This is a genomic window from Methylotetracoccus oryzae (assembly GCF_006175985.1).
GTDB lineage: Bacteria > Pseudomonadota > Gammaproteobacteria > Methylococcales > Methylococcaceae > Methylotetracoccus > Methylotetracoccus oryzae.
The window spans coordinates 93,043-118,988 of record NZ_SRSH01000002.1 but is presented as its reverse complement, the minus strand read 5'-3'; the positions used below and the strand labels follow the sequence as shown (position 1 = coordinate 118,988).

Annotated in this window: 36 protein-coding genes and 2 tRNA genes; 2 read left to right on the top strand and 36 right to left on the bottom strand. The window is 60.7% G+C overall.

Annotated elements, in window-relative coordinates:
* From rpmD to BWR02_RS03090, 26 genes are all read right to left on the bottom strand, one after another.
* Positions 1 to 186: a 50S ribosomal protein L30 gene (gene rpmD / locus BWR02_RS03215; protein ID WP_139556315.1), complete on the bottom strand. Its 186-nt coding sequence runs from the start codon at positions 184 to 186 to the stop codon at positions 1 to 3.
* The gene (gene rpsE / locus BWR02_RS03210) at positions 183 to 701 is read right to left on the bottom strand and encodes a 30S ribosomal protein S5 (RefSeq protein ID WP_139556314.1); all 519 of its coding nucleotides are present in this window, start codon (positions 699 to 701) and stop codon (positions 183 to 185) included. Before rpsE ends, rpmD begins: the two co-directional genes overlap by 4 nt.
* 9 nt (positions 702 to 710) lie before the next feature.
* Positions 711 to 1,064, bottom strand: coding sequence for a 50S ribosomal protein L18 (rplR, locus tag BWR02_RS03205; RefSeq protein WP_139556313.1), 354 nt, complete (start codon positions 1,062 to 1,064; stop codon positions 711 to 713).
* A gap of 14 nt (positions 1,065 to 1,078) precedes the next feature.
* Entirely contained in the window at positions 1,079 to 1,612 is a 534-nt protein-coding gene (rplF, locus tag BWR02_RS03200; protein WP_139556312.1) for a 50S ribosomal protein L6, read from the bottom strand.
* Between the two features lie 16 nt (positions 1,613 to 1,628).
* On the bottom strand, positions 1,629 to 2,024 hold the full coding sequence (rpsH, locus tag BWR02_RS03195) for a 30S ribosomal protein S8 (protein WP_139556311.1): 396 nt from the start codon (positions 2,022 to 2,024) through the stop codon (positions 1,629 to 1,631).
* A gap of 44 nt (positions 2,025 to 2,068) precedes the next feature.
* Entirely contained in the window at positions 2,069 to 2,374 is a 306-nt protein-coding gene (rpsN, locus tag BWR02_RS03190; protein ID WP_139556310.1) for a 30S ribosomal protein S14, read from the bottom strand.
* Positions 2,375 to 2,385: 11 nt separating this feature from the next.
* On the bottom strand, positions 2,386 to 2,925 hold the full coding sequence (rplE, locus tag BWR02_RS03185; protein ID WP_139556309.1) for a 50S ribosomal protein L5: 540 nt from the start codon (positions 2,923 to 2,925) through the stop codon (positions 2,386 to 2,388).
* Between the two features lie 16 nt (positions 2,926 to 2,941).
* Positions 2,942 to 3,259, bottom strand: coding sequence for a 50S ribosomal protein L24 (gene rplX / locus BWR02_RS03180; protein ID WP_139556308.1), 318 nt, complete (start codon positions 3,257 to 3,259; stop codon positions 2,942 to 2,944).
* 15 nt (positions 3,260 to 3,274) lie between these two features.
* Positions 3,275 to 3,643: a 50S ribosomal protein L14 gene (gene rplN, locus BWR02_RS03175; RefSeq protein WP_139556307.1), complete on the bottom strand. Its 369-nt coding sequence runs from the start codon at positions 3,641 to 3,643 to the stop codon at positions 3,275 to 3,277.
* Positions 3,644 to 3,680: 37 nt separating this feature from the next.
* Positions 3,681 to 3,941 carry a 30S ribosomal protein S17 gene (rpsQ, locus tag BWR02_RS03170; protein ID WP_139556306.1) on the bottom strand — a complete coding sequence of 87 codons (261 nt, stop codon included), beginning with the start codon at positions 3,939 to 3,941 and terminating at the stop codon, positions 3,681 to 3,683.
* Positions 3,938 to 4,132, bottom strand: coding sequence for a 50S ribosomal protein L29 (gene rpmC, locus BWR02_RS03165; RefSeq protein ID WP_139556305.1), 195 nt, complete (start codon positions 4,130 to 4,132; stop codon positions 3,938 to 3,940). Before rpmC ends, rpsQ begins: the two co-directional genes overlap by 4 nt.
* The gene (gene rplP / locus BWR02_RS03160; RefSeq protein WP_139556304.1) at positions 4,132 to 4,545 is read right to left on the bottom strand and encodes a 50S ribosomal protein L16; all 414 of its coding nucleotides are present in this window, start codon (positions 4,543 to 4,545) and stop codon (positions 4,132 to 4,134) included. The genes rpmC and rplP overlap by 1 nt, the downstream gene beginning before the upstream one ends.
* 18 nt (positions 4,546 to 4,563) lie before the next feature.
* Positions 4,564 to 5,226: a 30S ribosomal protein S3 gene (rpsC, locus tag BWR02_RS03155; protein WP_139556303.1), complete on the bottom strand. Its 663-nt coding sequence runs from the start codon at positions 5,224 to 5,226 to the stop codon at positions 4,564 to 4,566.
* 11 nt (positions 5,227 to 5,237) lie between these two features.
* Complete coding sequence (gene rplV, locus BWR02_RS03150) at positions 5,238 to 5,570, bottom strand: 50S ribosomal protein L22 (RefSeq protein WP_139556302.1); 333 nt, start codon at positions 5,568 to 5,570, stop codon at positions 5,238 to 5,240.
* An 18-nt stretch (positions 5,571 to 5,588) separates the two neighbouring features.
* Positions 5,589 to 5,861, bottom strand: a complete 273-nt coding sequence (gene rpsS, locus BWR02_RS03145) for a 30S ribosomal protein S19 (RefSeq protein WP_139556301.1) — start codon at positions 5,859 to 5,861, stop codon at positions 5,589 to 5,591.
* A gap of 19 nt (positions 5,862 to 5,880) precedes the next feature.
* Entirely contained in the window at positions 5,881 to 6,708 is an 828-nt protein-coding gene (gene rplB / locus BWR02_RS03140; RefSeq protein WP_139556300.1) for a 50S ribosomal protein L2, read from the bottom strand.
* A 52-nt stretch (positions 6,709 to 6,760) separates the two neighbouring features.
* Complete coding sequence (gene rplW / locus BWR02_RS03135) at positions 6,761 to 7,054, bottom strand: 50S ribosomal protein L23 (protein WP_139556299.1); 294 nt, start codon at positions 7,052 to 7,054, stop codon at positions 6,761 to 6,763.
* Positions 7,051 to 7,668, bottom strand: coding sequence for a 50S ribosomal protein L4 (rplD, locus tag BWR02_RS03130; protein ID WP_139556298.1), 618 nt, complete (start codon positions 7,666 to 7,668; stop codon positions 7,051 to 7,053). Before rplD ends, rplW begins: the two co-directional genes overlap by 4 nt.
* A 7-nt stretch (positions 7,669 to 7,675) precedes the next feature.
* On the bottom strand, positions 7,676 to 8,317 hold the full coding sequence (gene rplC / locus BWR02_RS03125) for a 50S ribosomal protein L3 (RefSeq protein ID WP_139556297.1): 642 nt from the start codon (positions 8,315 to 8,317) through the stop codon (positions 7,676 to 7,678).
* A gap of 16 nt (positions 8,318 to 8,333) precedes the next feature.
* A complete protein-coding gene (gene rpsJ / locus BWR02_RS03120) occupies positions 8,334 to 8,645 on the bottom strand; it encodes a 30S ribosomal protein S10 (protein WP_139556296.1) in 312 nt (103 codons plus the stop codon).
* An 8-nt stretch (positions 8,646 to 8,653) separates the two neighbouring features.
* On the bottom strand, positions 8,654 to 9,844 hold the full coding sequence (tuf, locus tag BWR02_RS03115) for an elongation factor Tu (RefSeq protein WP_139556295.1): 1,191 nt from the start codon (positions 9,842 to 9,844) through the stop codon (positions 8,654 to 8,656).
* A gap of 46 nt (positions 9,845 to 9,890) precedes the next feature.
* Complete coding sequence (fusA, locus tag BWR02_RS03110) at positions 9,891 to 11,984, bottom strand: elongation factor G (RefSeq protein ID WP_129884729.1); 2,094 nt, start codon at positions 11,982 to 11,984, stop codon at positions 9,891 to 9,893.
* 36 nt (positions 11,985 to 12,020) lie between these two features.
* Positions 12,021 to 12,491 (bottom strand): 30S ribosomal protein S7, encoded by a 471-nt coding sequence (rpsG, locus tag BWR02_RS03105; RefSeq protein WP_139556294.1) that lies wholly within the window; start codon positions 12,489 to 12,491, stop codon positions 12,021 to 12,023.
* Positions 12,492 to 12,506: 15 nt separating this feature from the next.
* Positions 12,507 to 12,881: a 30S ribosomal protein S12 gene (rpsL, locus tag BWR02_RS03100; protein WP_129884727.1), complete on the bottom strand. Its 375-nt coding sequence runs from the start codon at positions 12,879 to 12,881 to the stop codon at positions 12,507 to 12,509.
* Positions 12,882 to 13,075: 194 nt separating this feature from the next.
* Positions 13,076 to 13,151: transfer RNA gene (locus BWR02_RS03095), tRNA-Asn, on the bottom strand.
* 33 nt (positions 13,152 to 13,184) lie between these two features.
* Positions 13,185 to 13,261, bottom strand: a tRNA-Arg gene (locus BWR02_RS03090).
* Positions 13,262 to 13,425: 164 nt separating this feature from the next.
* Here BWR02_RS03090 and rnd point away from each other — a divergent pair.
* Together rnd and BWR02_RS03080 are read left to right on the top strand one after the other, a co-directional pair.
* Positions 13,426 to 14,598 carry a ribonuclease D gene (rnd, locus tag BWR02_RS03085; protein WP_139556293.1) on the top strand — a complete coding sequence of 391 codons (1,173 nt, stop codon included), beginning with the start codon at positions 13,426 to 13,428 and terminating at the stop codon, positions 14,596 to 14,598.
* Positions 14,585 to 16,126, top strand: a complete 1,542-nt coding sequence (locus BWR02_RS03080) for a bifunctional aminoglycoside phosphotransferase/ATP-binding protein (RefSeq protein WP_139556292.1) — start codon at positions 14,585 to 14,587, stop codon at positions 16,124 to 16,126. The genes rnd and BWR02_RS03080 overlap by 14 nt, the downstream gene beginning before the upstream one ends.
* Positions 16,127 to 16,371: 245 nt before the next feature.
* On the opposite strand, the gene BWR02_RS03075 is transcribed toward BWR02_RS03080, so the two are convergent.
* The 10 genes from BWR02_RS03075 to BWR02_RS03030 all read right to left on the bottom strand — a co-directional run bounded on the left by BWR02_RS03075 (position 16,372) and on the right by BWR02_RS03030 (position 25,758).
* A complete protein-coding gene (locus tag BWR02_RS03075) occupies positions 16,372 to 17,340 on the bottom strand; it encodes a YVTN family beta-propeller repeat protein (protein ID WP_139556291.1) in 969 nt (322 codons plus the stop codon).
* Positions 17,341 to 17,367: 27 nt separating this feature from the next.
* Positions 17,368 to 17,901 (bottom strand): SRPBCC family protein, encoded by a 534-nt coding sequence (locus BWR02_RS03070; protein ID WP_139556290.1) that lies wholly within the window; start codon positions 17,899 to 17,901, stop codon positions 17,368 to 17,370.
* A 32-nt stretch (positions 17,902 to 17,933) separates the two neighbouring features.
* The gene (gene sbcB / locus BWR02_RS03065) at positions 17,934 to 19,397 is read right to left on the bottom strand and encodes an exodeoxyribonuclease I (protein ID WP_139556289.1); all 1,464 of its coding nucleotides are present in this window, start codon (positions 19,395 to 19,397) and stop codon (positions 17,934 to 17,936) included.
* Positions 19,398 to 19,510: 113 nt separating this feature from the next.
* On the bottom strand, positions 19,511 to 19,693 hold the full coding sequence (gene nqrM, locus BWR02_RS03060) for a (Na+)-NQR maturation NqrM (protein ID WP_139556288.1): 183 nt from the start codon (positions 19,691 to 19,693) through the stop codon (positions 19,511 to 19,513).
* A 79-nt stretch (positions 19,694 to 19,772) separates the two neighbouring features.
* Positions 19,773 to 20,993, bottom strand: a complete 1,221-nt coding sequence (gene nqrF, locus BWR02_RS03055; protein WP_139556287.1) for an NADH:ubiquinone reductase (Na(+)-transporting) subunit F — start codon at positions 20,991 to 20,993, stop codon at positions 19,773 to 19,775.
* Positions 20,994 to 21,009: 16 nt separating this feature from the next.
* Entirely contained in the window at positions 21,010 to 21,618 is a 609-nt protein-coding gene (nqrE, locus tag BWR02_RS03050; protein WP_139556286.1) for an NADH:ubiquinone reductase (Na(+)-transporting) subunit E, read from the bottom strand.
* Positions 21,618 to 22,277 (bottom strand): NADH:ubiquinone reductase (Na(+)-transporting) subunit D, encoded by a 660-nt coding sequence (locus tag BWR02_RS03045; protein WP_129884719.1) that lies wholly within the window; start codon positions 22,275 to 22,277, stop codon positions 21,618 to 21,620. The genes nqrE and BWR02_RS03045 overlap by 1 nt, the downstream gene beginning before the upstream one ends.
* Before the next feature lie 4 nt (positions 22,278 to 22,281).
* Positions 22,282 to 23,202, bottom strand: a complete 921-nt coding sequence (locus BWR02_RS03040; RefSeq protein ID WP_139556285.1) for a Na(+)-translocating NADH-quinone reductase subunit C — start codon at positions 23,200 to 23,202, stop codon at positions 22,282 to 22,284.
* Entirely contained in the window at positions 23,195 to 24,400 is a 1,206-nt protein-coding gene (locus BWR02_RS03035; RefSeq protein WP_139556284.1) for an NADH:ubiquinone reductase (Na(+)-transporting) subunit B, read from the bottom strand. Before BWR02_RS03035 ends, BWR02_RS03040 begins: the two co-directional genes overlap by 8 nt.
* Positions 24,400 to 25,758, bottom strand: a complete 1,359-nt coding sequence (locus BWR02_RS03030) for a Na(+)-translocating NADH-quinone reductase subunit A (RefSeq protein WP_139556283.1) — start codon at positions 25,756 to 25,758, stop codon at positions 24,400 to 24,402. The genes BWR02_RS03035 and BWR02_RS03030 overlap by 1 nt, the downstream gene beginning before the upstream one ends.
* Positions 25,759 to 25,946: the final 188 nt, after the last annotated feature.

Below are 25,946 nucleotides of genomic sequence, written 5' to 3'. Positions count from 1 at the left end.
TCAGGCTTCCTCGACTTTCAGCATGTACGAGATGCGATTAACCATCCCGCGGTTTTCCGGCGTGTCGTTGACCAAAACGGTCTGGTGTATGCGCCGGATGCCCAAACCGCTAACGCAGGCCTGATGGCTGCGGAGGCGACCGTGCTTGCTCTTTACGAGCGTGACTCGGAGTTGCTTGGTGCTCATTTCGCCCCCAGAACTTCGTCCAGCGTTTTGCCGCGTTTTGCTGCCATCTGCTTCGGATCCTTGATCTGCGTGAGACCCTGGATGGTCGCAGCGACGACGTTGATGGGGTTGTTGGTACCGATGCACTTCGCCAGTACATTGTGAATCCCAACGACCTCGAAAACGGCCCTCATCGCACCGCCTGCGATGATCCCGGTGCCCTCTGAAGCCGGCTGCATATACACCTTTGCAGCGCCGCTCGACGCGGTCACGGCATAGTGCAGAGTGTCGCCCTTGAGACACACCTGGCGCATATTCTTCCGCGCCTGCTCCATGGATTTCTGAATGGCAACCGGGACTTCACGGGCCTTGCTCAGCCCGTATCCGACCTTGCCGTTGCCGTCGCCGACCACAGTCAGGGCGGTGAATCCGAATTGCCGTCCGCCCTTGACCACCTTGGTCACGCGACGCACGTCAACCAGCTTTTCCGAGAGTCCTTCCGGATTCGCGGTCTGTACGCTTACGTTGCTTGCCATGTCTCGATCCTAAAATTTCAGACCTGCTTCACGCGCCGCATCGGCAAGTGCCTTGACACGGCCATGATAGCGGAACCCCGAACGGTCGAACGCGACCTCGGATACACCGAGCGCCAGCGCCTTCTCCGCGATGCTTTTTCCGACCGCCTTGGCTGCATCCTGGTTGCCCGTGCCGCTAAGGCCTTCACGGAGCGTGACCTCGAGGGTCGATGCGCTAGCGATGACGTTTGCGCCGTCCGCACTGAAGATCTGTGCGTAGATATGGCGCGGAGTCCGATGCACGCTCAAGCGCGTTTGGCCTGTGCGTCGTATCGTCATTCTTGTCTTTGCGGCTCGTTTGAGGCGCGCCGATTTCTTATCCATTGCTCCGTCCTACGCTACTTCTTCTTGGCTTCTTTACGGACAATCTGTTCGTCGCTGTAGCGGACGCCCTTACCCTTATAGGGCTCAGGCGGGCGGTATGCGCGAATATTCGCGGCCACCTGCCCCACTTGCTGACGATCGCAGCCCCGAACGATGATGTCGGTCTGTGACGGTGTTTCGATCTCGATGCCCGCAGGTGCCCGATACTCGACTGGGTGCGAAAAGCCCAGCGTGAGGCTCAGCGTATCGCCCTTTGCCTGCGCGCGATAGCCAACGCCGACCAGAGATAACTTGGTCTCGAATCCCGTGCTGACGCCGGTCACCATGTTGGCTATGTTCGCCCGCGTCGTCCCCGCCAGTGCGTTCAACTGTTGGTTGGACTTATCAGCGGTCACGATCACTTCTCCGCCCTCGACGCGAACCGGCACTCCGGCCGGGATCGAACGCGAAAGGACGCCCTTCTTTCCCTTCACGGTCAGCTCGGTGCCGTTGAGGGCAACCTCAACGCCAGCAGGAAGCCGGACCGGATTTTTTGCTACTCTCGACATTGGAATTCCACCGCTCTTAGCTGACCACGCACAGGACTTCGCCGCCCTGCCCGATTGCGCGCGCTTCCCGGTCCGACATGACACCGCGGGACGTCGAGACGATCGCCACGCCAAGCCCGCCCATCACTTTCGGAATCTCTCCGTTGCCACGGTAGATACGGCGACCTGGAGTACTGACACGTCGCACGCTTTCAATTACCGGGGCGCCGTGGAAATACTTCAATTTGATGGTCAGGGTGGGCTTACCGTCAGTGTCATCGACGCGCAACCCGCCAATGTAGCCTTCCGACTCCAACACGCGCGCTACCGAAACCTTGAGCTTCGAAGAGGGCATCGCCGCCTCGGTCTTGCCGGCCGCTTGCGCGTTGGCTATGCGATTCAACATATCCGCCAGGGGATCTGTCATGCTCATATCTCTCTCCGGGCTCTGTTAGCCGAACTTGTCATCGCCACTGTTTACCAACTCGCCTTGACGACGCCTGGCACATCACCGCGCATCACGGATTCGCGGAGCTTGTTGCGCCCGAGCCCGAACTTCCGATAGTAGCCGTGCGGACGGCCGGTCAGGCTGCAGCGGTTGTGCATACGGCTAGGTGATGCATCCCGCGGCAAACGCTGCAATTGGCTCAACGCGACTTCGCGTGCTTCGTCCGACGTCTGCGGACTCTGGATGATCGCTTTAAGATCCTTCCGCTTCTGGGCGTATTTCGCGACGCACTTCTGTCGCTTTACTTCCCGAGCAATCATTGACTTCTTGGCCACTGCGTTACCCCTTAGGTACGAAACGGGAAGCGGAATAGCTCCAGAAGAGCCCGCGCTTCCGCGTCGGTCTTTGCCGACGACGTGATGGTGATATCCAGACCGCGCAAGGTGTCGATCTTGTCGTAGTCGATTTCCGGGAAGATGATCTGTTCGCGAACGCCCATCGAGTAGTTCCCGCGACCATCGAACGACTTGGGGCTCAACCCCCGGAAATCGCGAATACGGGGGATGGTCACGCTGATCAGACGATCGAGAAATTCATACATGCGCTCTCGGCGCAGCGTAACCTTGCAGCCCACCGGCATGCCCTCGCGGATCTTGAAACCCGCGATCGACTTCCGAGCATACGTGACGATAGGGCGCTGTCCCGAGATCTTCTGGAGGTCTTCCACGGCGTTCTGCAGGATCTTCTTGTCTGCGACCGCTTCCCCCACGCCCATGTTCAGCGTGATTTTCTCAAGCCGGGGCACCTGCATCACGGACTGATACTGGAAGCGCTTGTGCAACTCCGGGACGATCGTCTGTCTGTAGTAGTCTTGTAGCCTTGCCATTGCTCGGATATCCGATCTAGAGATCGACAACCTCATTGGTCGCCTTGAAGTAACGCACCTTTCGCCCGTCCGCAAGCAGACGAAAGCCAACCTTTTCGGGCTTGTTGGTGGCCGGATTGAACAACGCGATGTTCGACACCTGAATGGGCAGAGGCTTCTCGACGATTCCACCGTTTATGCCCCGGCTCGGAATCGGCCGCTGGTGCTTCTTCACGAGGTTTACGCCCTCGACGAGCACGCGCCCGTCACCCTCGACTCCCAACACTACGCCACGCTTACCTTTGTCGCGGCCGGCGATGACCACGACCTGATCGCCCTTTCTAATCTTTTGCATTTCTTTGCCCTCTCCTCACAAAACCTCAGGGGCCAGGGAGATGATCTTCATGAACTTTTCCGAACGCAGTTCACGCGTCACGGGGCCGAAGATACGCGTGCCGATCGGTTGATGCTGGTTGTTCAGCAGCACCGCCGAGTTGTTGTCGAAGCGGATCAGCGAACCGTCACTGCGACGAACACCCTTTCGCGTCCGCACGACGACAGCGTTATAGACCTCGCCCTTCTTGACGCGGCCACGCGGGATCGCGTCGCGAACGCTCACCTTGATAATGTCGCCGATGTTTGCATAACGCCGGTGCGAGCCGCCCAGCACCTTGATGCACATTACTTCCTTTGCCCCGCTGTTGTCCGCAACGTTGAGGCAGGTCTGCATTTGAATCATGTTAGTAGTCCGCTTCCGAAGAGAGTTTCCGATCCGATCAAGAAGCTTTCGCCAACACGCGTTCGACGACCCACGACTTCCCTTTGGAAATCGGGCGCGTAGACTGGACCTGAACGGTGTCGCCTTCTCGACACTCGCCGGCGGCGTCGTGTGCAAGTACCTTGCTGCTGCGGCGGATGAACTTCCCGTAGAGCGGGTGAGCGACAACTCGCTCCACCTTGACCACAACCGTCTTCTCCATCTTGTTGCTAACGACCTTGCCCACCAGCACCCGGGCGGTCTTGCCTACTTCGCTCATGCCTTGACTCCCATTTCACCCAACACCATATTGATGCGGGCAATATCCTTCCGCAGTTTCTGCAACTGGTCGGGCTTCGACAACTGGCCCGTTGCCTTCTGCATACGCAGGTTAAACTGCTCTTTGTGCAGGTCCAGGAGTTGCGTCTTGAGCTCTTCGGCGGACTTCGCCCTTATCTCGTTCACTTTCATCACAGCACCGTTCGGACCGCAAACGTCGTCTTCAGAGGCAGCTTGGCCGCAGCCAGACGGAATGCCTCGCGCGCCAGTTCCTCGCTGACACCTTCGAGTTCGTAAAGCATGGTGCCCGGCTGAATCTCCGCCACCCAGTACTCGACACTGCCTTTGCCGCTACCCATTCTGACCTCGAGAGGCTTTTTGGAGATCGGCTTGTCGGGGAAAACCCGGATCCACATCTTCCCACCGCGGCGGACATGGCGAGTAATCGAGCGACGGGCCGCCTCGATCTGACGCGCCGTCAATCGCCCGCGATCCAGAGACTTCAATCCGTACTCGCCGAAACTGACTTTGCTTCCAGTTGTCGCGAGCCCGGTATTACGCCCCTTGTGCTGCTTTCGGTATTTCGTTCTCTTAGGTTGCAACATGACCGGTGCCCAGTTTTATTATTCCGCGGGAGCCGCCTTCTGCTCCGGCGCGGTGTTGAAGATCTCGCCTTTGAAGATCCACACCTTCACGCCGATGACGCCGTAGGTCGTGCGGGCTTCGGCGAAGCCGTAGTCGATGTCAGCGCGGAACGTGTGCAGCGGCACGCGGCCCTCGCGGTACCACTCGCTGCGCGCGATTTCGGCACCGTTAAGACGACCGGCGACGTTGATCTTCACGCCCTCTGCGCCCAGGCGCAGCGTGTTCGTCACAGCACGCTTCATCGCGCGCCGAAACATGATTCGCTTCTCGAGCTGCTGGGCAACGCCTTCGGCAACGAGTTGCGCATCCAGTTCCGGCTTGCGGATTTCCTCGACGCTGATTTGCACGGGAGCACCCAGCATGGCACTCACTTGCCGACGCAAGGAATCGATGTCCTCGCCTTTCTTTCCAATCACGATGCCCGGACGCGCCGTGTGAATCGTGATCTGCGCGTTATTTGCGGGTCGGTTGATCTGAATCCGACTGACCGAAGCGTGTGCCAATTTCCGCTTCAGGAATTCGCGTACGCGAAGATCCTGACTCAAAAACTGCGAGTAGTTCTTCGAGTTGGCATACCAACGCGAGGTCCAGTCCTTGATATACCCGAGGCGGATTCCTGTCGGATGAACTTTCTGTCCCATGAATGCGCCCTCTAACCCTCTGCAACCTTGATGGTGATGTGGCTCGTGCGCTTCAGAATCTGGTTTGCACGACCTTTCGCTCGCGGCATGAATCGCTTCAGTACCGGACCCTCGTCGACGTAAATGGCCGATACACGCAATTCGTCGACATCGGCGCCCTCATTGTGCTCGGCATTCGCGATAGCGGATTCCAACACCTTGCGAAGAATCTTGGCTGCCTTCTTCTGGTGAAAGGTCAGGAGCTCAATGGCCTTGCCCACGGGCAGGCCCCGAACCTGGTCTGCCACCAGTCGGCACTTTTGCGGAGAGATCCGCACCTGTTTCAGTTTCGCTAGCGCTTCCATCGACGTCATCCGCTCTCGCTATTTCGATTTCTTGTCGGCCTGATGGCCGCGGTAGGTTCGCGTAGGCGCGAACTCGCCGAGCTTGTGGCCAACCATGTTGTCGGTAACCATGACCGGGACATGCTGCTTGCCGTTATGCACAGCAAGCGTCAGACCAATCATCTCCGGCAGCACCATCGAACGCCGCGACCAGGTCTTGATCGGCTTCTTGCTACCGGCCTTCAACACCTCTTCGACCTTGCGAATCAGATGGTGGTCGACAAACGGACCCTTTTTGATGGAGCGTGGCACTGGCTACTACCTCTTTACCTTATTTGTGCTTCCTCGACCGCACGATCATGCGGTCGGTACGCTTGCTGTTCCGCGTCTTATACCCTTTCGTCGGGATACCCCACGGCGTCACCGGATGGCGACCACCGCTCGTTCGCCCTTCACCACCACCGTGCGGGTGGTCGACCGGGTTCATCGCTACACCGCGGACCGTCGGACGAACACCACGCCAACGCGACGCACCGGCCTTGCCGAGCGAAGCGAGGCTGTGTTCGGAGTTCGACACTTCACCGATGACGGCCCGGCACTCCGCGAGCACCTTACGCATCTCGCTGGAGCGCATGCGCAGCGTCGCATAGGCGCCCTCTTTCGCGACCAGCTGTACCGAGGCACCAGCGCTCCGCGCGAACTGAGCGCCTTTACCGGGCTTGCTCTCCACGCAATGAATCATTGTGCCGACCGGAATATTGCGAATCGGCAGGCAATTCCCGACCCGAATCGGCGCCTGATCGGACGAAATGATCTCATGGCCTGCTGAAACACCCTTGGGGGCGATCACATAGCGACGCTCACCGTCCTTGTAGAGGACCAGCGCGATGTGCGCGGTACGGTTCGGATCGTATTCGAGACGCTCGACTTTCCCCGGAATGTCCAGTTTGTCGCGCTTGAAATCGATCACGCGGTAGTGCTGCTTGTGACCACCGCCCTGGTGACGCGCAGTAATACGGCCCTGGTTGTTGCGACCTGATTTTTTACACTGGCGTTCCAGGAGACTCGCGTGGGGAGCACCCTTATGCAACTCGGGGCTTCTTACCCGCACGAGGAATCGCGTGCCGGCCGATGTGGGTTTTGACTTGATCAGGGCCATGATTAACTACACTCTTTTCCTAACTTTCGTAGCGACTCGGGGGGACTCCCGATCAAGCGACCGACAATTCGATATCGTGTCCGGGCTTGAGCTTTACATACGCCTTCTTCCAGTCCGGCCGAACACCAAAACTGCGCCCGGAGCGCTTCGTCTTTCCCTTGACGGTGAGCACGTGCACCGAGTCCACCTCGACGCCGAACATTAGCTCCACCGCCTTTTTCACTTGACCCTTGGTCGCCGTCTTCAGCACGCGAAACACGAATCGCTTGTCGCGGTCCGCAGAGGCCGTGCTCTTCTCGGAAATGATCGGCGCCTGAAGCACCCGAATGATGTCGATCTGGTTCATTCCAACCCCGCCTCGATGCGCTTCGCCGCACCCTCGGTGATGATCACACGCTCACTGTTGACGAGCGCAACCGGGCTCAACGCATCGCTGGTGGTGACCTCGAGATGCGGAACGTTGCGGGCCGCCAGATAGAGATTCCGGTCGAACGCCTCGGTGATGATCAGGGTCGACCGCGCTGCTGTATCGCCAAGCGCCGCCAACAACAATCGGGTCTTGGCTTCCGCAGGCAAAATCTCGCCATGCACTTCCAATCGCCCCTGACGCAGCAACTCGGAAAAGATGGAACGCATCGCTGCTCTGAACATCTTTTTGTTGAGCTTCTGCTCGTAGCTGCGCGGACTTGCGGCGAAGGTCACGCCACCGGTGCGCCACAGCGGGCTACGCGTGGTACCGGCGCGCGCGCGCCCGGAGCCCTTCTGCTTCCAAGGCTTCTTGCCTCCGCCGGACACTTCGGCACGCGTTTTCTGCGCCTTGGTGCCAGAGCGACCGCCCGCCATGTACCAGACGACCGTCTGGTGCACCAGGGCTTCATTGAATTCCTGACCGAAGATGTCCGCCGACACACTCACGGCACTGGAACGACTGCCAGCGGCAGCGGGAATTTCGAGACTCATCGCAAGCTCATCCTTTCTTTACGGCCGGACGCACGTAGACGTGGCTGCCCTTGGCACCGGGAATGGCACCCTGGATCAACAACAACGACCGCTCGGCGTCCACCGAACAAATCTTCAGGTTCTGCACGGTCACAGTTTCGGCACCCATATGGCCCGCCATGCGCTTGCCTTTGAACACGCGCCCGGGGCTTTGATTTTGGCCGATGGATCCCGGCGCACGATGCGACCGCGAGTTGCCATGGGTGGCATCCTGAGTGCGAAAGTTGTGGCGCTTCACGACACCCGCGAATCCCTTGCCGATGCTCTGGCCGCGGACATCCACGTACGCCCCAGCCTCGAAGGTGTCCACCCCCAACTGCGCACCGATGGAGAACTTGCCGAGATCGTCGTCCGACACGCGAATCTCAAACAGGCCCACACCCGCGTCCACGCCAGCCTTGGCATAGTGCCCGGCCACGGCCTTCGTCAACCGGGAGCGCTTCTGCGAACCCGTAGTGACCTGTATCGCCGAGTAGCCATCGACTTCCGGCGTCTTGATCTGAACAACGCGGTTCGGATCGACATGCACCACCGACAGAGACACGGCAGAGCCGTCCTCCAGGTACATCCGAGTCATACCGCATTTCTTTCCGATTAGTCCGATACCCATTTTCGCCTGACTCCCGTTAGTTCAGCCGGATCTGGACGTCGACGCCGGCCGCCAGATCGAGCTTCATTAGCGCGTCGACGGTCTTGTCGGTTGGCTCGATGATATCCATCAGTCGCTTATGGGTTCGGAGCTCGTACTGGTCGCGCGCATCCTTGTTGACGTGCGGAGAAACCAGTACGGTGAAGCGCTCCATTTTCGTCGGCAGCGGAATCGGGCCGAGGACCTGCGCCCCGGTCCGCTTCGCGGTTTCGACAATCTCACTCGCCGACTGGTCGATCAAGCGATGATCGAACGCCTTGAGACGAATCCGAATTCTTTGCTTAGCCATCAGACTGACTACTCGATAACCTTGGAAACGACGCCGGCACCGACGGTACGGCCACCCTCGCGCACCGCGAAGCGCAAGCCTTCTTCCATCGCGATCGGCGCAATCAACTTGATCTGCACCTTGATGTTGTCGCCCGGCATCACCATCTCGACACCCTCCGGCAACTCCACCGACCCCGTCACGTCCGTCGTCCGGAAATAGAACTGCGGCCGATACCCATTGAAGAACGGCGTGTGACGACCACCCTCTTCCTTCGACAACACGTAAATCTCGGCCTCGAAATGCGTGTGCGGCGTGATCGATCCCGGCTTCGCCAACACCTGACCGCGCTCGACATCCTCCCGCTTCGTGCCGCGCAGCAGCACACCGCAGTTGTCGCCCGCCACGCCTTCGTCCAGCAACTTGCGGAACATCTCGACACCCGTGCAGGTGGTCTTGACGGTGTCCTTCAAACCCACGATCGAGACTTCGTCACCGACCTTGACCTTGCCACGCTCGACACGACCCGTCACCACCGTGCCACGACCGGAAATCGAAAACACGTCTTCGATCGGCATCAGGAACGGCTTCTCAATGGCCCGCTCCGGCTCCGGAATGTAGCTGTCCAGCGCCGCGACCAGGGCCTCAACCGCCGGCACGCCAATCTCGCTGGTATCACCTTCCAGCGCCTTCAGCGCCGAACCCTTGACGATCGGAATGTCATCGCCCGGGAAATCGTACTTCGACAACAACTCACGGACTTCCATCTCGACCAGTTCCAGGAGTTCCGCATCGTCGACCATGTCCGCCTTGTTCAGGAACACCACGATGTACGGCACACCCACCTGACGCGCCAACAGGATGTGCTCCCGCGTCTGCGGCATCGGACCGTCGGCCGCCGAACAAACCAGAATCGCTCCGTCCATCTGCGCCGCACCCGTGATCATGTTCTTCACGTAGTCGGCATGACCCGGACAATCCACGTGTGCATAATGCCGGCTCGGCGACTCGTACTCGACATGCGCCGTCGCAATCGTGATGCCCCGCGCCCGCTCCTCCGGTGCATTGTCGATCTGATCGTAGGCCTTGAACTCGCCCCCGAACTTAATCGCCATCACCTTCGTCAGCGCCGCTGTCAGCGTCGTCTTGCCATGGTCCACATGACCAATCGTCCCGACGTTCACGTGCGGCTTCGTGCGTGTAAATTTCTCTTTGGACACGACCAATACCTCTTTGGAAGACTGAATCCGCTAATCCGGCGCCGAATTACGACGCCTTCTTGATGATGGCGTCGGCGACGTGAGTCGGAGCTTCGACGTATTTCTCGAAATGCATGCTGTAGGTCGCGCGGCCCTGCGTTGCGGAACGCAGATCCGTCGCATATCCGAACATCTCGGACAGCGGAACCTCACAGCGAATCACTTTACCGCCCGGCGCATCGTCCATACCCTGGATGATCCCGCGTCGACGGTTCAGGTCGCCGACGACGTCGCCCATGTAGTCTTCAGGCGTCACGACCTCGACCTTCATGACCGGCTCCAACAGAACAGGGGCCGCCTTTCGGGCACCCTCCTTGAAGCACATCGAACCGGCGATCTTGAAAGCCATTTCGTTCGAGTCGACATCGTGGTAGGACCCATCGAAAATGGTTACCTTGACATCGACAACCGGGAAGCCCGCCAGTATACCATTTTGCATTTGTTCCTGTACACCCTTATCAACGGCCGGGACGTACTCTCTGGGAACGACGCCACCGACGATGCCGTTGACGAATTCGTAGCCGGTGCCCGGCTCTTTCGGCTCCAGGCGAAGCCAGACGTGACCGTACTGTCCCCGACCACCGGTCTGACGGATGTACTTTCCTTCCTGCTCCAGGCTCTTGCGGATCGTTTCGCGATAGGCCACCTGCGGCGCACCAACGTTGGCAGCAACGCCGAACTCACGCTTCATGCGGTCGACGATGATTTCGAGGTGCAACTCGCCCATCCCGGAAATGATCGTCTGACCCGACTCTTCGTCGGTACGAACACGGAAGGACGGGTCTTCCTGGGCCAGCTTGCCGAGCGCGATACCCATCTTTTCCTGGTCGGCCTTCGTCTTCGGCTCGACTGCCACGGAAATCACCGGCTCCGGAAAATCCATCCGCTCCAGCGTGATGATCGCCTTCGGATCGCACAAGCTATCGCCGGTCGTGACATCCTTCAGCCCGATACACGCGGCAATGTCGCCCGCCCGGACTTCCTTGATCTCTTCGCGGTTGTTCGCATGCATCTGCACGAGACGACCGATCCGCTCGCGACGATCCTTGACCGAGTTGTAAACGGTATCGCCGGACGACAGCACACCCGAGTACACACGAATGAAGGTCAGCACACCGACATACGGGTCGGTCGCGATCTTAAACGCTAGCGCCGAAAACGAAGCGTCGTCGGACGCCGGGCGCTCGCCTTCGCTCTCGTCCTCGAGAATGCCCTGGATCGGCGGCTTGTCGATCGGCGACGGCATGAACTCGATGACGGCATCGAGCATCGCCTGAACGCCCTTGTTCTTGAAGGCCGAACCGCACAAGGCCAGCACGATTTCACCGGCAATCGTGCGGGTGCGCAGGCCTTGCTTGATCTCCTCGCTGGTCAAGTCGCCTTCTTCGAGGTACTTTTCCATGAATTCTTCACTGGCCTCGGCCGCAGCCTCGACCAGGCGCTCCCGCCACATCGCACAGTCGTCCGCCATATCGGCGGGGATGTCGCGCTCCTCGAAGCGCATGCCCTGACTCGCCTCGTCCCAGAATATGGCCTTCATCTTGATCAGGTCGATGACGCCCTGGAAGTGCTCCTCGGCGCCAATCGGCAGTTGCAGCGGCACCGGGTTACCGCCGAGCCGCGTCTTGATCTGGTCGACGACCCGCAGGAAGTTGGCACCGGCGCGGTCCATCTTGTTGACGAAAGCCAGCCGCGGCACGCCATACTTGTCAGCCTGACGCCAAACAGTCTCGGACTGCGGCTCTACGCCGCCGACTGCACAAAATACGGCACAAGCACCGTCGAGCACCCGCAGCGAGCGTTCCACTTCGATCGTAAAATCGACGTGACCCGGGGTATCGATGATGTTGATGCGGTGTTGCGGGAAGGAGCCATCCATACCCTTCCAGAAACAGGTGGTTGCAGCGGAAGTGATCGTGATGCCGCGCTCCTGCTCCTGCTCCATCCAGTCCATGGTCGCAGCACCGTCGTGCACCTCTCCCATCTTGTGAGAGACACCGGTGTAGTAAAGAATCCGCTCCGTCGTCGTCGTCTTGCCCGCGTCGATGTGGGCCATGATCCCGATATTGCGATAGCGGTCTATAGGTGTCGTGCGTGCCACAGCTTGGAATCCAGTTAGGAGAATTGGAAGAAGTAATTACCAGCGGTAATGCGAGAAGGCCTTGTTCGCCTCGGCCATCCGGTGCGTGTCTTCACGCTTCTTGACGGCGGCGCCGCGGTTTTCATGGGCGTCGAGCAGCTCGCCGGCCAGCTTCGTCACCATGCCCTTCTCACCACGCTTCCGGGCCGCATCGATGATCCAGCGCATCCCGAGCGCCATGCGCCGCGAGGGCCGAACTTCAATCGGCACCTGGTAAGTTGCACCACCAACACGCCGAGACTTCACCTCGACGATGGGCTGAACATTCTCGAGAGCCTTGGTCAGCACTTCGAGCGAGTCCTGGTTGACCCGGGACTCGATTCTGTCCATCGCGCCATACACGATCTTTTCGGCGACCGACTTCTTGCCGCTCTCCATGATCATGTTCACGAAACGCGCCAGGACCTCACTACCGAAGCGCGGGTCCGGAATTACTTCCCGCCGCTCTGACCTTCTTCTTCTGGACATAAAACGCCTACCCTATTAGCTCTTGGGGCGCTTCGCGCCGTACTTCGAACGCGCTTGACGCCGCTTCTGGACGCCCGCGGTATCCAAACTGCCGCGCACCACGTGATAGCGCACACCCGGCAAGTCCTTTACACGGCCGCCGCGAATCAGGATGACCGAGTGTTCCTGCAGGTTGTGGCCTTCACCGCCGATATAGGTCGTGACTTCCGCGCCATTCGTCAGGCGCACACGAGCCACTTTTCGAAGCGCCGAGTTGGGCTTCTTCGGGGTCGTCGTGTACACTCGAGTACACACTCCACGGCGCTGCGGACAGCCATCCAGAGCGGGCACCGTACTCTTGTCTTTCTTGCTAACCCTTGGCTTCCGAACCAATTGGTTGATCGTGGTCATCACCAAACTCCAGAATCATGTCGCATTGCTAACCTGACCCGCGCGTCCTCTCGGGACACGGGTTAAGCAGAGCATTGTATGATCAATGAAAATGCCCGTCAATGCATGGCAGACGCAACATCACCTGTAAAGAAGCTCAACGGTGAGCGCGAAGACCGGAGAGGCTGGCAATCACCCAACCTCATCCGACAAGATGGCTCCCCCGGACGGGCTCGAACCGCCGACCCGCTGGTTAACAGCCAGCTGCTCTACCGACTGAGCTACAGGGGAATAGAATCTGCCTTTGGACGTGCGTCACAAGGCTGGCGCGCCTGGAGAGATTCGAACTCCCGACCACCTAGTTCGTAGCCAGGTACTCTATCCAACTGAGCTACAGGCGCACACAGAACGCGTATTCTGCCTAAGCCGAGGTGATACGTCAACGCCTCTGTGCAAGATCCGACGGACGCGCCGGGTTTCGCCTAGAATGACGCGGCGCAAGCCTGTAACCCGTGTAAGGTCATCCCCCTCCGTCGGAGAACCATAAGACTTCTGCCCCACTGCCATGAGCGCGCCCCCGAACGTGAGTTTCATCGATAACCCCGAGCGCCTGCAGGCATTCTGCGAGGAACTCGGAACCCCGCCCTGGATAGCGCTCGACACGGAGTTCCTGCGCGAACGGACCTACTTTCCCAAGTTCTGCCTGTTGCAGATCGCGACGAAGGATCGTGTCGCCTGCATCGACCCCCTCGCCTGCCCTGACTTGTCCGCCCTGGACCCATTGTTTGATCACCCGGAAGTCGTGAAGGTATTCCATTCGGGGCGTCAGGACCTCGAGGTTTTGTACCGAGCGCGCGGGGGACGTCTGCCCAATCCGGTGTTCGACACCCAGATCGCCGCACCTTATGTGGGTCTTGCCGACCAGATAGGATACGCTGCGCTCGCCGCCGAACTTGTCGGCGCCCAGCTGGAAAAAGGCCATACGCGCACCGACTGGTCCGCGCGCCCGCTATCCGAAGCGCAACTGCAATATGCCGTCGAGGACGTCCTCTACCTGGGCCAGATCTTCCTGAGCCTTGCGGCGCGCCTCGCGCAACTGGGTCGCCGAGAGTGGGTGGACGAGGAAACGGCAAAGTTGATCAACCCCGCACTGTATGACCCCGACCCACAGGATGCCTGGCTGCGGATCGGCGGTAGCGGTCAACTGGCGGAACGGGACGGCAGGCTCCTGCAATCGCTCGCGGCCTGGCGAGAGCGCCTCGCCAGAACACAGGACTGCCCTCGCAGCTGGATCGCCAAAGATGAGACCTTGATGGAAATCGCCCGACAGCGGCCGAAGGATATGGCGGCTCTGAAACGGGCCAAGGGGCTGGACGAGCGATGCGCAAAGCGCTTTGGTGACGCCTTGCTGAGCATAGTGCATGCCGCCACCGATGTGGCGCCGGTCTCCCGTGCTCCGAAGGCCCGTCCGGTACCAGAAACCCCGACACAGGAGGCGCTGCTCGATGTCTTCACCGCGCTGCTACGCCTGAAGGGTGCCGAGTGTTCCTTGAATCCGGCCCTGATCGCGAGCCGACGCGAACTCCGCGAGTTCATCGCAACCCCCGAAGGCAGCCCCCTGCTCCAGGGCTGGCGCGGAGCGCTGGCCGGACAGGAACTGCTAGCCATCCTGCGCGGCACGAAAAGTCTTCGCATCGTCGAAGGCGTGCTCCGGGTTACCGACATTGCTTGCGCATGAGTCACACGCAGGGTGGGTCAAGGGCCTCCTCAGGCCCGAGGCCTATCCGCATCGCATCACCGAGCGCAGCCTGCTGGAAACCCATATCTCCTGGGTGATCCTGACCGGCCGCTTCGCCTATAAGATCAAAAAGCCGGTCAACCTGGGTTTTCTCGACTTCTCGACGTTGGCGCTGCGACACGCGTTCTGCCTGGAAGAACTGCGAGTTAACCGGCGCACCGCGCCCGGACTCTACCTCGATGTGGTGCCGATCACCGGCACTCCCACCCAGCCGGTGATCAGCGGGGACGGCAAGGCGTTCGAGTACGCCGTACGGATGCATCAGTTCGCGAGCGACGCCGTGTTCAGCCAGCGAGCCTCAGGCGGGCTGATCACCGAACACTGTATCGACGCGTTGGCCGAACGGCTCGCAGCGTTCCATCAGGCGGTGCCGCAGGCTGGGCCCGAGACGCCCTTCGGCAGCCCTGAAACCGTGGCCCGGGCGGTGGAGGAAAACCTGTCGTTCCTCCTGCGATCGGCTGGCAGCGAGGAGGAGCGCCGGTGGCTCGCCGAACTCGACGCCTGGAGCCGGCGGCAACTCCAGTCTCTCTCGCAGACACTGGACAGGCGGCGGGCAGGGGGTTACGTCCGCGAATGCCATGGCGACCTCCATCTGGGAAACCTCGCTCTGATCGAGGGACAGCCGACGCCATTCGATGCTATCGAGTTCTCCCCCGAACTGCGTTGGATCGACATCATCAGCGAAGTCGCCTTTCTGACCATGGACCTCGAGGTACACGCGTTGACGCACCTCGCCTACCGGTTCATCAACCTTTACGAGGAAATCCTCGGTGATTATGCCGGCCTGCGGTTGTGGCCCTTTTACTGTGTGTACCGGGCGCTGGTCCGCGCAAAGGTCGCGCGCCTGACACGGGCAGCAACACGAGACCCGGCCGACCACGAACGTCACGACACCGCGTACCGGGACTATCTCTCCTACGCGCACCGCGCCATCACGCCGCGAAGACCGCTGTTGGTCATAACCCACGGGCTTTCCGGGAGTGGCAAATCGACGATTGCCGGCCGTCTGGCAGAGAAGCTTGGCGCCATTCGAGTGCGTTCGGATGTCGAACGAAAGCGCCTGGCACCGAACCTCACCGGCCCGAACCTCTACACCGCCGACATGACCCGACGCACCTATGCGCGCCTCGCAGAGATCGCATCGGGACTGCTCGGCGCCGGCCTGTCCGTCATCGTTGATGCCACGTTCCTGCATGCGGCCGAACGCGGCCAACTGCGCGACCTCGCGCACCGGCTACACGTGCCATTTCGCATTCTCGATGTGGACGCGCCCGACGCACTGCTCCGCGAGCGCATCGCTGCCCGTCGGCGCGCCGCCCATGACCCGTCCGATGCCACTGCGACGGTTCTCGATCGCCAGCGTAGCGAACGGGAGCCACTGCTGCCGCAGGAGCGCGACGCCACCCTGCGCATCGATGGCGCGGCACCCGACGTGGACCAGGCTCTTGCCGCATTGCGAAAGCTCTGACTTCTCCACTACTCGACTGGGTGCGGTGAGGCACAGGCGCTGCACGGTATCGCTAAGGGCGAGAGATCCAGTAATAGGGGCACGCCCCTGACCACCCCGTTTCGACTTGTACCGGCGCAAGGCCACGCCGACGCTTGCTCGATCAACGTCGAACGGAGGATGCGAAGAAATGGAACGGAGCGGTACGCGTGGCCTGCACCACCGAACCGGTCCCCCGAAACACGGGCTCCGCCCTGTCTGGGCAGTCAGTGTGAATCGGCGGACACAGTTCGCGCAATGAACGCGCCGAACGCACGGCTGCCATTGCCGGTGGGAATCGTGCCCGTGACCGTGAGTGACTCCGCGTCGATCACCGTGACGTTGTTGCTGAACCAGTTCGCCACGTAAATCAAGCGACCATCGGCCGTCGCCCCGATTCCCTCCGGGTATTCGCCCACGGGTAGGGTCGCAATGACCTTGCGCTGCTCCGTATCGATAACCGAGACCGAGTTGTCGTACTGATTCGTCACGAAAAGTCGGCGTTCCGCGAAACCGAGCGCTGCCGCATAGGGTCGATCGCCCACGGCGATGGTGTCGACTACCTTCATGGTCCACGGATTGATGACACTGACGTCGTTGCTTTCCACGTTGGCGACATACAGCCGGGTACCCGACGCGTTCAGCGTCACGCCGAACGGATGCTTGCCGACGCCGACGAGCCGCGTCATGGCCAAGTGCCGGGTGTCGACCGCGGCCACGCTATCGTCATCCCGGTTGGCGACATACAAGGTCGCCCCATCGGCCGCCACGGCGATGCCGGCCGGTGACCGTCCCACGTCCACGGCCCCAATTTGCCGCATCGCCACCAGATCGAAAACAAGCAACTGGTGCTGATACCAGTCGGCGACATAGGCGCGCTCACCGTTCGGCGCAATCGCGATACCCAGCGGTCCAGGACCCGCCGGCATCTCCGTCATCGCCTCCAGTCTTTTGCCATCGATCACCGAGACCGACTGACTGCCTGGATTCGACACCACCACGCGACCGCCGTCGTCCGATACGGCCACACCCGCAGGTTCCGCACCCACAGACAGTGTCTTGACCACAGCCCCGACCGCCGTGTCGATGATCGAGACCGAATTGCCCTTTTGGTTGGTGACGAACGCATAGGGCGCCGCCGCAACATCAGCCACGACGGCAAAACCCAGGACCAGTCCGAGCGTGGCGCGTCCCATCACAGCGCGCTGACGAATTCGAGCGGATTACTTGCCTTCGGCAACCGACTTCAGCTTGCCCAGGCACTCGGTATAAAGACCGGTTACTGCCTTGATCGCAGCTTCCTCGTTCTGATCCGGCGGCGGGTTGTTGGTCATGAAGCTCCGGTAAAAGGCCCCGCTCCATTCGACCGTCGAACCTCCGGCCGCGCCTTCCTTCACTTCGATCGTGGACGAGTAATTCGCCACCGGTATGTCAGCAGGATCAACCTCGTTGATCTTGTAGGAGTAGCTCATCTTCGTAGCGTCATAGCTCTTCAGCTCTTCCTTGATCGAATGACCATTAGGCAGCTTCAGTTCACGCGTAGCACCCTTCTCATTGCCACCCTGGCTGGTTTCGCTGGCGACCTTGGGGCACCAGGTGTGCATCGTGCCGAAGTCCTTTATGACATCCCACACCGCGGCCGGCGGCGCAGCGATGTCGATCTTTTCCTCGACTTTCTGCCGACTGGGACCATGAGCCGCCGAGAGGCCCGACCACAGCAGCCCGGAACACGCGGTTAGTGCAACGATGACTCTCATTCTTCTACTCCCTCGCGAGCGCTAAAAAAGGGCTAAGTATACGGGAAACTCTCCTGATTTCGAGTCAGGAGTTTTTCCCCATAAGCGCGCAGATCGCTCAGCAACGCGGCGGTTTGCGGCGTCGCCGGCGCGGACGATACGACCGATTGCAGGGCAGTCTGGAAGCCAGCGATGTTGCGTGCCGGGGTGCCGTCTTTACCGGTCAGACGGGCCAGCCGCTGTGACTCCCAGCGATCCCGCTCGGACGCGTCGAGCAACTCCGGATAGTTTCGGGCTCGGTAACGGAAGACCATTTCGGGCAGGCGCGGGTCGACGCAGGGCGGGGTTTTGCCGGCCCAGGCCGCGGGTGGCAATGTGTGCAACCGGTCCAGTTCACGCCGGTCGGCATCCCCGATGAAACCCCCGCCATACAGCGCGGCATCCGGATCGACCACCCCAGCCCGCTCGGGGCCCTCGAAAACACGTGCGACCTTCGCCGCTAGTCCCGGAGCGCCACGGAGCTTCGCCAGATGCACGGCAAGGGTCTCGCGGCTTATCGCGAGCCGCTCCCGGTCTTCAGGTCGCAGCACCGTGATGGGTGCCAGCACCGGTGCCTTGTTCAGGTGCACGAGTTTCAACGGTATCCGGGACTTGCCTTCTCCGAGTTCGGCCGCGGCCGTGAAAACCCGTTCCCGCACGGCTTCCGTGTCGAGGTCCAGTAGTTGCGAGGGGTCGACACCGAGGTCGTAGACGATGACGGCGTTGCGATTGGTCGGGTGCATCGCCAGGGCAACGACAATCGCGAGGCACTGACGCTCCGCCCCGAAGCGACTCGATACGTGCACGACCGGCTCAAACCGGCCTACCTGCAGCAGGGCGGCGGCCTCAGCCTTGCCGCGGTGACTGAACACAAAGTCGAACAGCCTCGGTTGAGCCGCCTTGATCCGCTGCGCCAGAGCAATCGTTGCACGTACGTCGGCCAGGGCATCGTGCGCCTCCGAATGTGCAATGCCGTTCGCGGCCGTCAGCAGCTCCAGGCGGAAAGTCGGGTGCCCCTCTCCATCCAGAGGCCAGGCGAGTCCCTCCGGGCGCAACGCCCGAACGAGTCGGACCATGTCGATGATGTCCCAGCGCGAGTTGCCGTTGCGCCATTCCCGCTCGTACGGATCGAACAGACTCCGGTAGAAGACCTGACGCATCACCTCGTCGTCGAAGCGGAGGTTGTTGTAACCGACGACACAGGTCTGCGGCCGCAGGAACTCGGCGCGGATCGCGGCGGCAAACTCCGCTTCCGGAACACCGCGTTCCGAGGCCAACTGGGGCGAGATGCCCGTGACCACACAGGCCGCGGGGTCGGGGAGATAGTCGGCCGGGGGCCGGCAGTAAAGAACGAGCGGTGGCTCTAGGGGATTGAAATCGGCGTCGGTTCTGATGCCAGCGAACTGCGCCGGCCGATCCCAAACCGGATCGAGCCCGAAAGTCTCGAGGTCGTACCAGAAGAAACTGAAGGTCGACACGCGATCATCCCGTCAAGCCGAAGTCGCGGTCATCGCGCATAAATCACGGGGAGCGCCCGCGGGCGCCCCTCGCTTCATCGTTCCGGCAGGCCCGGGGCGGGAATTGCACCCCCTCAGCGCTGGGCCGCCGCGGCTTCCGCCTTCAGGCGCTTTTCGCACTTCTGCGTGCAGATGCAGTTGCCTCCATTGAGGCCTCCGCAGGTGCCCTTTATCGCCTGGCGCCCGAAGATGACGCCAACGGCCATCAACAGGAACACGACGGCCATGGCGGCAAACGTGATCAGGAACATGGTCATGGAATAGCCCTCTTGTACCCCGCGATCGGGATTGCAGCGCGGCGGCGAGGCCTTTCGGCACCTCGCCGCCCGTCCCGGCTCAGCCGCCGAAATCGTCCAGCATGATGTTCTCGCGGTCGACCCCGATATCCTCGAGCATCTTGATGACCGCGGTGTTCATCATCGGCGGACCACACATGTAGTACTCGCAGTCCTCCGGTGCCGGATGGTCCTTCAGATACTTGCTGAACAGGATCTCGTGAATGAATCCCGTGTACCCCGTCCAGTTGTCCTCCGGCTTCGGGTCGGAAAGGCCCAGATACCACTTGAAGTTCGGATTCTCGGCCTGCAACTGATCGAACTCGTCGGCATAGAACGTCTCGCGCAGACTGCGAGCGCCGTACCAGAAGGTAATCTTCCGCTTGGAGTGAATGCGGCGCAGTTGGTCGAAGATATGCGAACGCATCGGCGCCATACCGGCACCGCCGCCCACGAACACCATCTCCTTGTCGGTGTCGCGCGCGAAGAACTCGCCGAAGGGACCCGAGATCGTGACCTTGTCACCCGGCTTCAGACCGAAGATGTAGGAGGACATGATGCCCGGCGGGATATCCGGCGCATTCGGCGGCGGCGTCGCGATCCGGACGTTCAACATGATGATGCCTTTTTCGTCCGGATAGTTCGCCATCGAATAGGCACGGATGGCGGGCTCAGCAACCTTGGACTCGAAACGCCACAAGTTGTACTTGTCCCACTCGTCGCGGAAGCGCTCCTCGATCAGGTAGTCGCCGTACTTGAAGTGATACGCCGGGCACTCGATCTGAATGTAGCCGCCGGCCTTGAAGTCGACGCTCTCGCCCTCCGGCAGTTGCAGCACCAGTTCCTTGATGAACGTCGCGACGTTATGGTTGGACTTGACCGTGCATTCCCACTTCTTGACGCCGAAGACCTCTTCGTGGACATGTACCTTCATGTTCTGCTTGCAGGTCACCTGACAGGACAGGCGATCGCCCTGCGCAGCCTCGCGCTTGGTGATATGCGACAGCTCGGTTGGCAGGATCTCGCCGCCGCCCTCGCTCACCTGCACGCGACATTGGGCGCAGGTGCCGCCACCGCCGCAGGCAGACGACACGAACAGATTGTTGTCAGCCAGAGCCGTTAGCAACTTCGAGCCGATCGGGACGAAGATCTTCTTTTCGTCGTTGATCAGGATCTCGACGTTCCCGGAAGCAACGAGTTTCGACTTGGCGCCGAGAATAAGGAATACGAGTGCGATCACGATGACCGTGAACAGCACCACCCCTAGAAGAATTTCCAACATTGCCTTTGCCTTATGCCTAGAGTTGAATGCCGGAGAAGGCCATGAACCCGAGCGCCATCAGGCCCGCGGTAATGAACGTGATGCCGAGGCCGCGCAGACCGGGCGGCACATCGCTGTACTTGAGCTTCTCGCGCACACCCGCCATCGCGGTGATCGCCAGAGCCCAACCGAAGCCGCTACCGACCCCGTACACGACACTTTCCCCGAAGTTGTAATCGCGCTCGATCATGAACAAGGACCCTGCCAGGATCGCGCAGTTCACCGTGATCAGGGGCAGGAAGATGCCCAGCGCGTTGTAGAGCGCCGGGAAGAACTTGTCGAGCACCATTTCCAGGATCTGCACCATCGCCGCGATGACACCGATACAGGCCATCAGCGCGATGAAGCTCAGATCGACGTCGGGCATTCCGGCCCACGCCAGGGCGCCTTCCTTGAGCAGATAGGTGTAGATCAGGTTATTGGCAGGCACGGTCAGGGTCTGCACGATCACGACCGCGATGCCCAGACCGACGGCGGTCTCGATCTTCTTCGACACCGCGATGAAGGTGCACATGCCCAGGAAGAACGCCAAGGCCATGTTCTCGATGAACACGGACTTGATGAACAGATTGATGTAAGCCTCCATCAGTGAGCCTCCCCGTGCGCCGGGATGATTGCGAAATCGGCTTGCTCGACCTGCTTCGGCTTCCAGGTCCGGATGGCCCAGATCAACAGCCCGATCAGGAAGAAAGCGCTCGGTGGCAACAGCAGCAGGCCGTTCGGCACGTACCAGCCACCGTCCTTCATCAGCGGCAGGACATCGATGCCCAGCAACTTGCCTGACCCGAACAGCTCGCGCACGAAGGCGACGCTGATCAGGATCAGGCTGTAGCCCAAGCCATTCCCGATGCCGTCCAGGAAACTCTCCCAGGGCGGATTCTTCATCGCATACGCTTCGGCACGGCCCATAACGATGCAGTTCGTAATGATCAGGCCGACGAAGACCGACAGCTGCTTGCTGACCTCATAGGCGAAGGCCTTCAGCAACTGGTCAACGACAATGACCAGCGACGCGATGATGACCATCTGCGCGATAATGCGCACGCTCGACGGCACATGATTACGGATCGCCGCGATCCCGGCGCTGGAGAACGCCGTCACGGTCGTGAGCGCCAGACTCATGATCAGCGCGGTCGACATCTGCGAGGTCACGGCCAGGGCCGAGCAGATTCCGAGCACCTGCAGGGTGATCGGGTTGTTGTCGACCAACGGCTCAACCAGAACTTTCTTTTCTTCAGCATTCATCGGTTTAACCTCTTGCGGAGCGAATTTTTGCCAGGTAGGGACCAAAGCCGTCCTTGCCCATCCAGTAGCGAATCAGATTGCTGACACCACGACTGGTCAGCGTGGCGCCGGCCAACGCATCGACCTGATATTCGGCACCGGGCTTGGATGGGTCGACATTGCCCTTGACGAGACCCAATGCCACTTCGCCGGTCTCGATCGTCTGGCCTTTCTCGCTCAGATTGCTCTCGTGCACATCCTTCTTGGCCAGGTTGTAGACCTTCTTGCCCTTCCAGAGCGCCTTCCATTTCGGATTGACGACCTCGCCGCCGAGCCCCGGCGTTTCCGCCTGGTCGTAGAGGTTCAAACCGATGACCGTTTCGCCGTCGCCTTCCAACGCGATGAAACCGTACATCGTCGACCACAGGCCATAACCGTTGACTGGCAGGATCAGCGCCTTGATCTTGCCGCCCTCCATGACCTGATAAACCTTGGCGTACTTGGCCTTGCGTTTGATGTTGGCAATGTCCTCGTCGGCCGGGATCGTGACGCTCATCGCCGGATCCTTGGCCGCCTTGCGCTGATCGAAGCTCTTCGCATCGATGTTGTCCACAGGGTTGCCGGTCGCCAGGTCGATGATCTTCGGCTCGATCTGCTTGAAGGCCTCATCGATGTTGACGCCTTCGGTCTTCAGGCCCGCGACTTCCAGGATATTGACCTTCTCGTCCTTGGACTTGTTGCTCTCCTGCAGCGACTTCAGCGCCACCGCCGATCCGGAGACCAGCACGGCGCCGACCAGGCACAGTCCGAGCGCGACCGCGATGGTTTTTTCGAAGCTGTCATTCGGCAGGGCCAGCACGTGCTGTGCATAGCGATTGGCCTTTTCCTTCCAGACAGCAAACTTGTCCTCCTGAGGATTCTTGACACTCTCGGTGGAACTAGACATGGCGCCGCGCCCTCTTGCTGATGTTGACCTTGATCACCGCGTAATCGATCAGCGGCGCGAAGATGTTCGAGAACAGGATCGCCAGCATGATGCCCTCGGGGAAAGCCGGGTTCACGACCCGGATCAACACCGTCATGAATCCGATCAAACCGCCGAAGATCCAGCGGCCCATGTTCGTCTGAGCAGCACTGACCGGATCGGTGGCCATGAAGGTCATGCCGAAGGCGAAGCCGCCCAGCGTCAGATGCCAGTACCAGGGCATGCCGAACATCGCATTGGAATCGCTGCCGATGATGTTGAACAGCGTAGACGTTGCGACCATGCCCAGGAATACGCCGGCGATGATCCGGTAGTTCGCGATCCGCGTGTAGATCAGGAAGGCCGCTCCGATCAGGCAGGCGATGGTCGAGGTCTCGCCCAGCGAACCCTTCTCGAAACCGAACAGGGTCGCCCACCACGAAATCCCGCCCTGCGTGATGCCGTCGACACCGCCCAGCGCGGCCAGACCCAGCGCGGTGGCCCCGCTGAATCCGTCCACGGCGGTCCATACCGCATCGCCCGACATCGACGCCGGGTATGCGAAATAAAGGAACGCGCGGCCGGTCAGTGCCGGGTTCAGGAAGTTCTTGCCGGTACCGCCGAACACTTCCTTGCCGAGCACGATGCCGAACGAGATGCCCAGTGCCACCTGCCACAACGGAGCGTTGGGCGGCATGGTCAGCGCGAACAGGATCGACGAAACGAAGAAGCCCTCATTGACCTCGTGTTTGCGCACGACCGAGAACAGGACTTCCCACAGGCCGCCCGCCACGATCGTGACGATGTAGATCGGCAGAAAATACAGTGCGCCGTGCAACAGGTCCGAGATCGGGTTGGCACTGTTGTAACCAAAGATGTTGAGGATCGCACCGCGCCAGCCGGGCGCTGATTGCAAGCCGATAGCCTCCATTGCAACATTGGCCTGATAGCCGGTGTTGAACATTGCCATCAGCATGCACGGGATCGTCGCGATCCAGACATAGGTCATGACCCGCTTCAGGTCGACCGCATCGCGCACATGGGTGGCACCGGAGGTGACGTCCGGCGGCGTGTAAAGGAACGTGTCCACCATCTCGTAGACGGGGTATAGGCGCTCGAAGCGCCCGCCATGCGCGAAGTACGGATGGAGCTTATCGAGAAACTGTCGGGTACGAGACATTAGCCTTCCTTCTCAATTTGCGTCAGATTGGTTCTGAGAACGGGCCCGAAATCGTGCTTGCCCGGATCGATGAAGGTGCACAGGGAGAGATCCTCTTCGTCCAGTTCCAGACAACCCAGGGCCTGCGCCATATCCGTATCACCGACGACCAGCGCCCGCAGCAACTGGGTCGGCAGCATGTCGAAGGGGAAGACTTCCTCATAAATACCCAGCGGCACGATCGCTCGCGGGCTGCCCCAGCGTGACGACGCCAGCGGAAATTTGCGACCCCGCACCTTCGGCAGACTGGACAGCAACACATTCAGGAACGAGTATTTGTCGCCGCCGGGGATCACCCAGCCCATGAACTCGCGCTCACGCCCTTCGGCGATGACGCTGATCTGATTGTGATAGAGGCCCAGGTAATCGAACGGTCCCTCGGCCCGCCGGCCACACAGCACCGACCCGGAGATGACCCGCGCTTCCTTTCCCTCCACGATCTGGCCGCTGACCACATCGCTCAGATTGGCGCCCACGCGGGTTTTGACCAGTCGCGGCTTGGCGACCATCGGCCCGGCCAGCGACACGACACGTTCGACGTTGAGACGCCCGGTCGTGAACAGCGCGCCGATGGCCATGACGGCCTGATAATCCAGGTGCCAGACGCACTTCGACCCGTTGACGGGAGACAGATGATGGATATGGGTACCGACCAGTCCGGCCGGATGGGGCCCGTCGAAATCGACGACTTCGGCCTTGCCCACGGCGGCATTGATGGCGGTTTGCGACGGGGACTTGCAGACGTAGAGCTTGCCCTCGACCAGATGGCTGATCACGATCAGGCCGTTGCGGAAGTCCGCTGCCCGCTCCTTGATGACCACGTCCGGGTTGGCCGCCAGCGGATTGGTATCCATCGCGTTGACGAACAGCGCATGCGGCATCGCATCCGGCGCCGGAATCTTGCTGTACGGGCGGGTGCGGAGCGTCGTCCACAGTCCGGAATCGAGCAGGTTCTGCTTGACCTGTTCGGTCGACAGTTTCGGCAGCTCGGCTTCCTTGTAAGCCGCAAAGGTGCGTTCTTCCTTGCCCTTCAGTTCGATGACGACGGATTGCAACACCCGGCGAGCACCGCGATTGATCGCCTTGACGACCCCGGCGCCCGGCGAGGTGAAACTGACGCCCGGGTTCTGCTTGTCGGTGAACAACACGTCACCGAGTTTGACGCGATCCCCCTCCGACACCTGCATGGTCGGCTTCAAACCCACGATATCGGAACCAAGCAGCGCCACGGAACGAACCGCGCCGATATCGGCGTGAATCGTCTGCGACGGCTCCCCCGTAATCGGCAGGTTCAAACCCCTCTTCGTTTTTATCACCATAGTCCAGCCTGCACTTCTAGAAAAACCGGCACGCCGCGCGTCGCGTCGCGCCACTCTCGGAGGGGACGCATGATGCAACTCGGGACGGAAATAGGTTTCCGGTCGCGTGGCGCCGACAGATCGGGCGCTCGTCGACAACGGTCAGGTTTGGCGTGGCATCGAGCCGCTACGAGCGGAGAGCCAAACCC

Bases quoted from the DNA above. Each gene is read 5' to 3' on its own strand.
- rpmD (WP_139556315.1), bottom strand. From the start codon at position 186: ATGAGCACCAAGCAACTCCGAGTCACGCTCGTAAAGAGCAAGCACGGT.
- rpsL (WP_129884727.1), bottom strand. From the start codon at position 12,881: ATGACCACGATCAACCAATTGGTTCGGAAGCCAAGGGTTAGCAAGAAA.
- BWR02_RS03075 (WP_139556291.1), bottom strand. From the start codon at position 17,340: ATGGGACGCGCCACGCTCGGACTGGTCCTGGGTTTTGCCGTCGTGGCT.
- rplB (WP_139556300.1), bottom strand. From the start codon at position 6,708: ATGGCCCTGATCAAGTCAAAACCCACATCGGCCGGCACGCGATTCCTC.
- BWR02_RS03030 (WP_139556283.1), bottom strand. From the start codon at position 25,758: ATGGTGATAAAAACGAAGAGGGGTTTGAACCTGCCGATTACGGGGGAG.
- rplP (WP_139556304.1), bottom strand. From the start codon at position 4,545: ATGTTGCAACCTAAGAGAACGAAATACCGAAAGCAGCACAAGGGGCGT.
- nqrM (WP_139556288.1), bottom strand. From the start codon at position 19,693: ATGACCATGTTCCTGATCACGTTTGCCGCCATGGCCGTCGTGTTCCTG.
- rpsJ (WP_139556296.1), bottom strand. From the start codon at position 8,645: ATGGCTAAGCAAAGAATTCGGATTCGTCTCAAGGCGTTCGATCATCGC.
- rpsQ (WP_139556306.1), bottom strand. From the start codon at position 3,941: ATGAGCGAAGTAGGCAAGACCGCCCGGGTGCTGGTGGGCAAGGTCGTT.
- rplW (WP_139556299.1), bottom strand. From the start codon at position 7,054: ATGAACCAGATCGACATCATTCGGGTGCTTCAGGCGCCGATCATTTCC.
- nqrF (WP_139556287.1), bottom strand. From the start codon at position 20,993: ATGTTGGAAATTCTTCTAGGGGTGGTGCTGTTCACGGTCATCGTGATC.
- BWR02_RS03035 (WP_139556284.1), bottom strand. From the start codon at position 24,400: ATGTCTCGTACCCGACAGTTTCTCGATAAGCTCCATCCGTACTTCGCG.
- rpsC (WP_139556303.1), bottom strand. From the start codon at position 5,226: ATGGGACAGAAAGTTCATCCGACAGGAATCCGCCTCGGGTATATCAAG.
- rplX (WP_139556308.1), bottom strand. From the start codon at position 3,259: ATGCAAAAGATTAGAAAGGGCGATCAGGTCGTGGTCATCGCCGGCCGC.
- rplF (WP_139556312.1), bottom strand. From the start codon at position 1,612: ATGTCGAGAGTAGCAAAAAATCCGGTCCGGCTTCCTGCTGGCGTTGAG.
- rplN (WP_139556307.1), bottom strand. From the start codon at position 3,643: ATGATTCAAATGCAGACCTGCCTCAACGTTGCGGACAACAGCGGGGCA.
- rplR (WP_139556313.1), bottom strand. From the start codon at position 1,064: ATGGATAAGAAATCGGCGCGCCTCAAACGAGCCGCAAAGACAAGAATG.
- BWR02_RS03070 (WP_139556290.1), bottom strand. From the start codon at position 17,901: ATGAGAGTCATCGTTGCACTAACCGCGTGTTCCGGGCTGCTGTGGTCG.
- BWR02_RS03045 (WP_129884719.1), bottom strand. From the start codon at position 22,277: ATGAATGCTGAAGAAAAGAAAGTTCTGGTTGAGCCGTTGGTCGACAAC.
- rpmC (WP_139556305.1), bottom strand. From the start codon at position 4,132: ATGAAAGTGAACGAGATAAGGGCGAAGTCCGCCGAAGAGCTCAAGACG.
- BWR02_RS03040 (WP_139556285.1), bottom strand. From the start codon at position 23,202: ATGTCTAGTTCCACCGAGAGTGTCAAGAATCCTCAGGAGGACAAGTTT.
- rpsE (WP_139556314.1), bottom strand. From the start codon at position 701: ATGGCAAGCAACGTAAGCGTACAGACCGCGAATCCGGAAGGACTCTCG.
- rpsH (WP_139556311.1), bottom strand. From the start codon at position 2,024: ATGAGCATGACAGATCCCCTGGCGGATATGTTGAATCGCATAGCCAAC.
- rpsG (WP_139556294.1), bottom strand. From the start codon at position 12,491: ATGTCCAGAAGAAGAAGGTCAGAGCGGCGGGAAGTAATTCCGGACCCG.
- nqrE (WP_139556286.1), bottom strand. From the start codon at position 21,618: ATGGAGGCTTACATCAATCTGTTCATCAAGTCCGTGTTCATCGAGAAC.
- rplC (WP_139556297.1), bottom strand. From the start codon at position 8,317: ATGGGTATCGGACTAATCGGAAAGAAATGCGGTATGACTCGGATGTAC.
- rplV (WP_139556302.1), bottom strand. From the start codon at position 5,570: ATGGAAGCGCTAGCGAAACTGAAACAGGTGCGGATCTCTCCGCAAAAG.
- rnd (WP_139556293.1), top strand. From the start codon at position 13,426: ATGAGCGCGCCCCCGAACGTGAGTTTCATCGATAACCCCGAGCGCCTG.
- rplD (WP_139556298.1), bottom strand. From the start codon at position 7,668: ATGAGTCTCGAAATTCCCGCTGCCGCTGGCAGTCGTTCCAGTGCCGTG.
- rplE (WP_139556309.1), bottom strand. From the start codon at position 2,925: ATGGCAAGGCTACAAGACTACTACAGACAGACGATCGTCCCGGAGTTG.